Origin of the sequence: Dolichospermum circinale AWQC310F, from assembly GCF_000426925.1 — a bacterium.
Classification (GTDB): domain Bacteria; phylum Cyanobacteriota; class Cyanobacteriia; order Cyanobacteriales; family Nostocaceae; genus Dolichospermum; species Dolichospermum circinale.
Window position 1 is genome coordinate 6,955 of record NZ_KE384680.1, and the last position, 7,493, is coordinate 14,447.

Annotated in this window: 9 protein-coding genes; 3 read left to right on the forward strand and 6 right to left on the reverse strand. The window is 39.8% G+C overall.

The genetic code is table 11. The features are described from left to right. On the reverse strand, nt 1-354 hold a 354-nt coding region (locus ACIR310F_RS22130; protein WP_035367871.1), incomplete at its 3' end, for a Uma2 family endonuclease. A 408-nt stretch (nt 355-762) separates the two neighbouring features. On the opposite strand from ACIR310F_RS22130, the gene ACIR310F_RS0110565 reads away from it, so the two are divergent. From ACIR310F_RS0110565 to ACIR310F_RS0110575, 3 genes are all read left to right on the forward strand, one after another. Further along, complete coding sequence (locus tag ACIR310F_RS0110565) at nt 763-4,749, forward strand: magnesium chelatase subunit H (RefSeq protein WP_028083804.1); 3,987 nt, start codon at nt 763-765, stop codon at nt 4,747-4,749. Between the two features lie 69 nt (nt 4,750-4,818). Further along, complete coding sequence (locus tag ACIR310F_RS0110570; RefSeq protein ID WP_028083805.1) at nt 4,819-5,097, forward strand: type II toxin-antitoxin system RelE/ParE family toxin; 279 nt, start codon at nt 4,819-4,821, stop codon at nt 5,095-5,097. Between the two features lie 72 nt (nt 5,098-5,169). Beyond that, entirely contained in the window at nt 5,170-5,481 is a 312-nt protein-coding gene (locus ACIR310F_RS0110575) for a HigA family addiction module antitoxin (RefSeq protein ID WP_028083806.1), read from the forward strand. A 224-nt stretch (nt 5,482-5,705) separates the two neighbouring features. Here the strand turns inward: ACIR310F_RS0110575 and ACIR310F_RS27325 are convergent, their stop codons facing one another. From ACIR310F_RS27325 to ACIR310F_RS0110595, 5 genes are all read right to left on the reverse strand, one after another. Continuing rightward, nucleotides 5,706-5,831, reverse strand: a complete 126-nt coding sequence (locus ACIR310F_RS27325; RefSeq protein WP_269208355.1) for a hypothetical protein — start codon at nt 5,829-5,831, stop codon at nt 5,706-5,708. A gap of 3 nt (nt 5,832-5,834) precedes the next feature. Next, complete coding sequence (locus ACIR310F_RS0110580; RefSeq protein WP_028083807.1) at nt 5,835-6,176, reverse strand: type II toxin-antitoxin system RelE/ParE family toxin; 342 nt, start codon at nt 6,174-6,176, stop codon at nt 5,835-5,837. Further along, complete coding sequence (locus tag ACIR310F_RS0110585) at nt 6,160-6,450, reverse strand: type II toxin-antitoxin system Phd/YefM family antitoxin (RefSeq protein WP_231387484.1); 291 nt, start codon at nt 6,448-6,450, stop codon at nt 6,160-6,162. Before ACIR310F_RS0110585 ends, ACIR310F_RS0110580 begins: the two co-directional genes overlap by 17 nt. A gap of 194 nt (nt 6,451-6,644) precedes the next feature. Beyond that, entirely contained in the window at nt 6,645-6,974 is a 330-nt protein-coding gene (locus ACIR310F_RS0110590; RefSeq protein ID WP_028083809.1) for a type II toxin-antitoxin system RelE/ParE family toxin, read from the reverse strand. A gap of 5 nt (nt 6,975-6,979) precedes the next feature. Continuing rightward, the gene (locus ACIR310F_RS0110595) at nt 6,980-7,222 is read right to left on the reverse strand and encodes a ribbon-helix-helix domain-containing protein (protein ID WP_028083810.1); all 243 of its coding nucleotides are present in this window, start codon (nt 7,220-7,222) and stop codon (nt 6,980-6,982) included. Between the last annotated feature and the right edge of the window lie 271 nt (nt 7,223-7,493).

Below are 7,493 nucleotides of genomic sequence, written 5' to 3' on the forward strand. Positions count from 1 at the left end.
CACAAAATCAGGACAAATAGGAGGAAACTTTTGTTTTTCCTCATCAGTTAAAGCATCCCATTTTTCTAACTTTATCCAGGAAGCATCAGGAGAACGATCTGCACCATTTGGTAACTTAAAACAAGTAGAAGAATCAAAAACTATACCCTCCTGATTTTGCTCATTCCAAATCCAAAGTTGAGCAGTTATACCCGCATTACGATTTCCCGTTTCTCCTCCTGTTGGTGGCATAATTATTAACTCTCCATTTGCATTTCTTTCAAATCTCAATTCCGGGTTGTTTTGACATAGTTCAAAAAACTGCTCATCAGTCATTTCTATTACTGATTTTAAATTGACAGTTAAAGCATTCATTGTCATATCCTCATTGAATGTTTAGGGAGAAAATTTAACTATCTCATATCCTATTCTATATTATTAGTTACCAATTAATAGCTTTATTTTGTCATAATCCTGGAGTTTTTGGTGTCAAATAGAACTATAGAATGTTAAATTTGCTGAATAATTGTATTAGTTTATCACTAAGTAATTATTTAGCTATGTAAACAAAATTTAAAATCAGGTGAGAGAACCTGTATTTTTTGTTAAGATTCATTAATAAATGTGTTGTTTTCTATATCATTTTATGTCAGATATAGGACAAAACCCCCACAGAATCCGAGTTTTCTGCTAAAAAACTCTTATTGCCGAAAATAATTGAAGTTACAAACGGTTATACCGCGACTAACTTCACGAGAACACGCTTGAAAGGAGCTTATTTGAATGTTTACCCAAGTCAAGTCCACTATTAGACATATTGCACCTGACGATTTACGGGGACGTAAGTTAATCAAGGTTGTCTATGTCGTGCTAGAATCCCAATACCAAAGCGCATTATCGCAAGCGGTACGGGAAATTAACGCTAATCATCCCAGCGTAGCCATAGAAATCAGTGGATACTTGATTGAAGAACTACGCAACTCTGAAAACTATGAGGAGTTGAAACGCGATATAGCCAGTGCTAATATATTCATTGCTTCTCTAATTTTTATAGAAGACCTAGCACAGAAAGTAGTTGCCGCAGTCGAACCCCATCGTGATAATCTAGATGTATCCGTTGTCTTCCCCTCCATGCCCGAAGTTATGCGCCTCAATAAAATGGGTAGCTTCTCTTTGGCGCAGTTAGGACAATCTAAAAGCGTAATTGCTAACTTCATGAAAAAGCGCAAAGAGAAATCTGGCGCTGGTTTCCAAGACGGAATGTTGAAGTTATTGCGGACACTTCCCCAAGTGCTGAAATTCCTCCCCATGGAAAAAGCACAAGACGCGAGAAACTTCATGCTCAGTTTTCAGTATTGGCTAGGTGGTTCAGCGGAAAACCTGGAAAACTTTTTACTGATGCTGGCTGATAAATACGTACTAAAAGGCGTAGAGAAAGAAAGCTTTGTTGCTGCTGACTATCAAGCTCCAGTTGTTTATCCCGACATGGGCATTTGGCATCCTTTAGCACCAACTATGTTTGAGGATGTGCGAGAATATCTGAACTGGTATTCTGCTCGCAAAGACATTTCTAGTCACCTTAAAGATCCCCTTGCACCATGCGTAGGTTTGGTATTACAACGGACTCACCTCGTTACTGGTGATGATGCCCATTATGTGGCAATTGTGCAGGAATTGGAATCATTAGGGGCAAGAGTTCTACCTGTATTTGCAGGTGGTTTAGATTTCTCTAAACCAATAGAAGCTTACTTCTATGAACCAATTACCAAAATGCAGTTAATAGATGCGGTAGTATCCTTAACTGGTTTCGCTTTAGTCGGCGGACCGGCTAGACAGGATCATCCTAAAGCCATTGAAGCATTAAAACGGTTAAATCGCCCTTACATGGTAGCCTTGCCCTTGGTCTTCCAAACCACCGAAGAATGGCTAGATAGCGATTTGGGGTTACATCCCATTCAAGTGGCTTTACAGATTGCTATACCCGAACTAGACGGGGCAATTGAGCCGATTATCCTATCAGGTAAAGATGGGGCAACAGGCAGAGCGATCGCTTTACAAGATAGAGTAGAAATAGTCGCTCAACGGGCATTAAAATGGGCGAATCTGCGCCGTAAACCCAAACTAGACAAAAAAGTTGCTATTACGGTTTTCAGCTTCCCTCCTGACAAAGGTAACGTGGGTACAGCCGCATATTTAGACGTATTCGGTTCTATTCATGAAGTCATGAAAGGACTGAGAAACAACGGTTACGACGTGCAGGACATTCCCGAAACCCCCCAAGAGTTGCTAGAACAAGTCATCCACGACGCACAAGCACAATACAACAGTCCCGAACTCAACATTGCTTACAAAATGTCCGTGCCAGAATATGAAGCACTGACACCCTACTCCCAACGCTTAGAAGAAAACTGGGGACCACCTCCCGGAAACTTGAACAGCGACGGCCAAAATCTCTTGATTTATGGGAAACAATTTGGTAATGTGTTTATTGGTGTGCAGCCGACATTTGGTTATGAAGGCGACCCCATGCGGTTGTTATTCTCCCGTTCCGCAAGTCCCCACCACGGTTTTGCAGCATATTACACCTATCTAGAACGGATTTGGGGCGCTGATGCTGTGTTACACTTTGGGACACATGGCTCATTGGAATTTATGCCTGGTAAGCAAATGGGAATGTCTGGTGATTGTTACCCAGATCAACTAATTGGCTCAATTCCCAACCTGTATTATTACGCAGCTAATAACCCCAGTGAAGCTACAATCGCTAAACGTCGCAGTTATGCAGAAACAATTTCTTACCTAACACCACCGGCGGAAAATGCTGGTTTATACAAAGGGTTGAAGGAACTCAGCGAGTTAATTGCTTCTTACCAAACTTTGAAAGACACTGGACGCGGTGTTTCCATTGTCAATTCCATCATGGATAAGTGCCGTATTGTCAACTTAGACAAGGATATTCACATTCCTGAAACCGATTCTAAGGATATGACCCCGGAGGAACGGGATAATATCGTTGGTAACGTTTATCGTCGGTTAATGGAGATTGAATCGCGCTTATTACCTTGTGGACTGCACGTGATTGGTAAACCTCCCACTGCCGAAGAAGCGATCGCAACTTTGGTCAATATAGCTAGTTTAGATCGACAAGAGGAAGAAATTCAAGGTTTACCGGGAATTATTGCCAAAAGTCTCGGTCGCAACATTGAGGATATCTACAAGAACAACGATGCCGGAATTTTGGCAGATGTGCAACTATTACAAGATATCACCCTCGCTACCCGTGCGGCTGTTACAGCCTTAGTTCAAGAACAAATTGACGCAGAAGGTAGAGTGATAGCGGTTTCCAAGTTGAACTTCTTCAACATGGGGAGAAAAGAACCTTGGGTAGAATCACTGCATCAATCAGGTTACACCAAAGTAGACACCTCTGCATTAAAACCCCTGTTTGAATATTTGGAATTTTGCTTAAAACAAGTTTGTGCAGATAACGAACTTGGTGGTTTATTGCAAGGTTTGGAAGGTGAGTATATTCTCCCCGGTCCTGGTGGTGATCCTATCCGTAATCCTGACGTATTACCCACAGGTAAAAATATCCACGCACTAGATCCCCAATCTATCCCCACATCTGCCGCAGTCCAATCGGCGAAAATCGTCGTGGATAGGCTGCTAGAGCGGAATAAGTCAGAAAATGATGGCAACTGGCCAGAAACCATCGCCTGTGTCCTCTGGGGTACAGATAACATCAAAACCTACGGCGAATCCCTCGCCCAAATTATGTGGATGGTGGGAGTACGTCCTGTTCCCGATGCTTTGGGACGGGTGAACAAGTTGGAATTGATACCTTTATCAGAATTGGGTCGTCCTAGAATTGATGTAGTGATCAATTGTTCCGGTGTATTCCGCGACTTGTTCATTAACCAAATGAACTTACTAGACCAAGGTGTAAAAATGGCAGCAGAAGCTGATGAACCCTTGGAAATGAACTTTGTCCGCAAGCACGCTTTGAAACAAGCGGAGGACATGGGCATAAATCTGCGTCAAGCTGCAACTCGCGTTTTCTCTAATGCTTCTGGTTCTTATTCTTCTAATATTAACTTAGCGGTAGAAAATAGCACTTGGGACAGTGAAGCTGAGTTACAGGAAATGTATTTGAAGCGCAAATCTTTCTCTTTCAATTCTGATAACCCAGGTGTGATGGATGAGTCACGGCAGATTTTTGAAACAACTTTGAAAACTGCTGATGCAACTTTCCAAAATCTGGATTCTTCGGAAATCAGTTTAACCGATGTTTCCCATTATTTTGACTCTGATCCTACTAAGTTAGTTGCAAGTCTGCGTGCAGATGGCAAGAAACCATCTTCTTACATTGCAGATACAACTACAGCGAATGCACAGGTAAGAACTTTATCAGAAACTGTGCGTTTAGATGCGCGGACGAAGTTGTTAAACCCCAAATGGTATGAGGGGATGTTATCTCACGGTTACGAAGGTGTGCGGGAACTTTCTAAACGGTTGGTAAATACCACTGGTTGGAGTGCGACTGCTGGCGCTGTGGATAACTGGATTTATGAGGACACGAATGAGACGTTCATCAAAGATGAGGAAATGCAGAAACGTTTGATGAATCTCAATCCTCATTCTTTCCGCAAGATTGTTTCTACTTTGTTGGAAATGAATGGACGCGGTTATTGGGAGACGAGTGAGGAGAATTTAGACCGGTTGAGAGAGTTGTATCAGGAGGTTGAGAACCGGATTGAGGGTATAGAATAGGGTTAGATGGGCAGGTTTTTTACCTGCCTTTTTAATGGGATAAAATTAAACAAATATAAATAAAGATACATGATTCAAACATTTAAAAATAAAGCATTAGAAAATCTATTCAGAGAAAATTTTAATAAAGGAGTTCCTGCAAATTTAGAAAAGAAAATTAGAATTAGGCTTGAAGTTATAGATTCAGCTTTAATTGTAGAGGATATTAGATTACCTGGTTATGATTTACATGAATTAAAAGGAGATAGAAAAGGAACTTGGTCAATTAAGGTATCAGGAAACTGGCGGATAACTTTTAAATTTGAAGATGGTGATGCTTATGATGTCAATCTTGAAGATTATCATTAACGCCTGTGTTAATATGATATTGATTGGGTAGAGATTGCTAACTGTAGTAAAATTTATTAAGGAGTATTAATTATGAATAATTTGCAAGATATTACTCAAGATAGATTAGTAAGACCAATACATCCAGGTGAAGTAATTGCCGATATTTTAGATGATTTAGAAATTAATCCTAGCAATTTTGCAGAAGTTTTAGGAGTATCTCATCAAACAATTCAAGAAATTATTAATGGGGAAATATCAATTACAGTAGATATAGCAATTCGTCTGGGTAAAGCTTTGGGTAATGGACCTAGACTGTGGTTAAATCTTCAACAAAAAGTTGATGTTTGGGATGCTTTGCAAAGTCACAAGGAAGAATATGAACAAGTTATGACATTGGTTTAGAAAAAGAATTAATTTTATCACCCTTTATCTACCTGCATCAATTCAAATCTGCTTCGATAAAAACCCCATGATTATGCTATTAAATTCTTCTACTCGTTCCCAACATATTACATGACCAGCAGAAGGAATTATATGAAGTTCACTGGTGGGAATGTTTTGGTGCATAATTTCCACATATCTATGTTACGATAAATGAAATGTGAAGTTGAAGAGACTTCTCGATTTCAGAATCCGCAAATCGGTGTGAGGGTGCGATCGCTTTTGGGGATGTGGAGGGTGCGATCGCTGTTTGGGGATGTGTGAGGAATGCGATAGCGAAGCGCTCCGTAGGAATCGCTATTTAGTTTCAAATTCTATAACTCATCGCCATATAAATCCTGTATATTTTCCAATCTCTGCTGAGAACCATGACGCACACGATGAATATATACAACTCCTTCCTCTTCCCCAAGATTTTTAACCGTAAATAAAATTAAAAATTGTTTTTGGTAAAGAAGTTGTCGAACTTCAATTCCCATATATTTACTTTCTATAGCTAAAGAACAACGTTGGGGAAAATTTTCCAACGTCAACATAATTTCATAACATCCCCGCACCCAACGAAAAGCTCGTTCCTGTGACTCCTCTTTTATCCATAGGAAAATACTCTCAATATCAGCAATAGCACTAGGTGAAATCTCAATCCGGTATGCCATACTTTTCCTTAAATTCTGCAAATGCTTGATTTAAGGGCATACCTTCGCCTTGTTCAAACTCATTTATACTTTGACGTATCTTAGCAACAGATTCTAATAATTCCAGTCTATCAATCAGTTGTTGATAACTTTCAGCATCTTGAACCACAGCAGCAGCTTTACCATTCACAGTCAAGACAATAGGAGATTTAGTTTCTTTCAACTTATCCAGAAACATTTTTGCTCCGCGCTGAAATTCTGATAAGGGGTGAATATCGCGTAAGCTAAACATCATAATTTCAATAAATTATTTGATAATTTAATGTTAATTTTATGAAATTATTTTGTCAAGAGAAGCGTTAGCGAAGCTTACCGAAGGTATCGCTTTTTGAGGATGTGGAGGAAGTGCGTAAGCGTTGCGCTGCTGCAAGCAGTTCGCTGTTTAGGAATAATTTAAGAAAGCGATCGCGCTCCGTAAGAATCAAAAAATTAAACTTCCTCATCTAAGAATGGCAAGAGATCCTCTAAATCTCTCGCTCCATGCAAAACCCGTAAAACCTCCACTTGTTCCTCTTGAACTTTATAAAAAATCAAATAGTCCTTAAAATTCTTAATCCGCCACTGACGAATTGTTCCCATATCAGACAAAGACGACACAACCTTACCCATATTGGGAGTTATCGCCAATTGAGTAAAAGTATACTCAACAAACTCCAAAAACTTCTCCCCTGATTCCCGATTGCCATTCACCAAAATATAATTTGCTTGTTGTCTAATATCCTGAGTAGCACGGTTGCGAACAATTACCTGAAAAGCCATACTCACTACTGCGCCTTACCAAAGATTGATCGGCGCAAATCCTGCCAATATTCAGGAGTTACAGGTTCTGCTTCTGAGTCCAAACCTTCTTGCAACAAACTAGCTAATTTTGCTTGAGCATCCTTACGCCGTTGATCTTGCTGCAATAACATCAAAAAATAATCCGCCGCAGTAGCATAATTGCCAGATTGAAGTTGAACTTCAAGATAAGACTCAAGTTCTTTTGGTATCGGAAAACTCACATTCATAAGTTTCTAATATGAATAAAATTTTATTAGTATCTTATCATTTTTTATTCTGGTGATGAGTTTAGGCGTAAGCGTTGCGCTGCTGCAAGCAGTTCGCTGTTTTAAGAGATACAATCACATTTTATTCAGAATATCTATTGACATGATATCATAATGTGATATCTTACAGCACTTCCCGGTTTTATGAGGTACATATCTAGCGGGCAAGATGCCCGCACCACAAGAGTTTCATGATTCAACTTTGTACCTCATCAGAGCGGAAAAGGCTGTA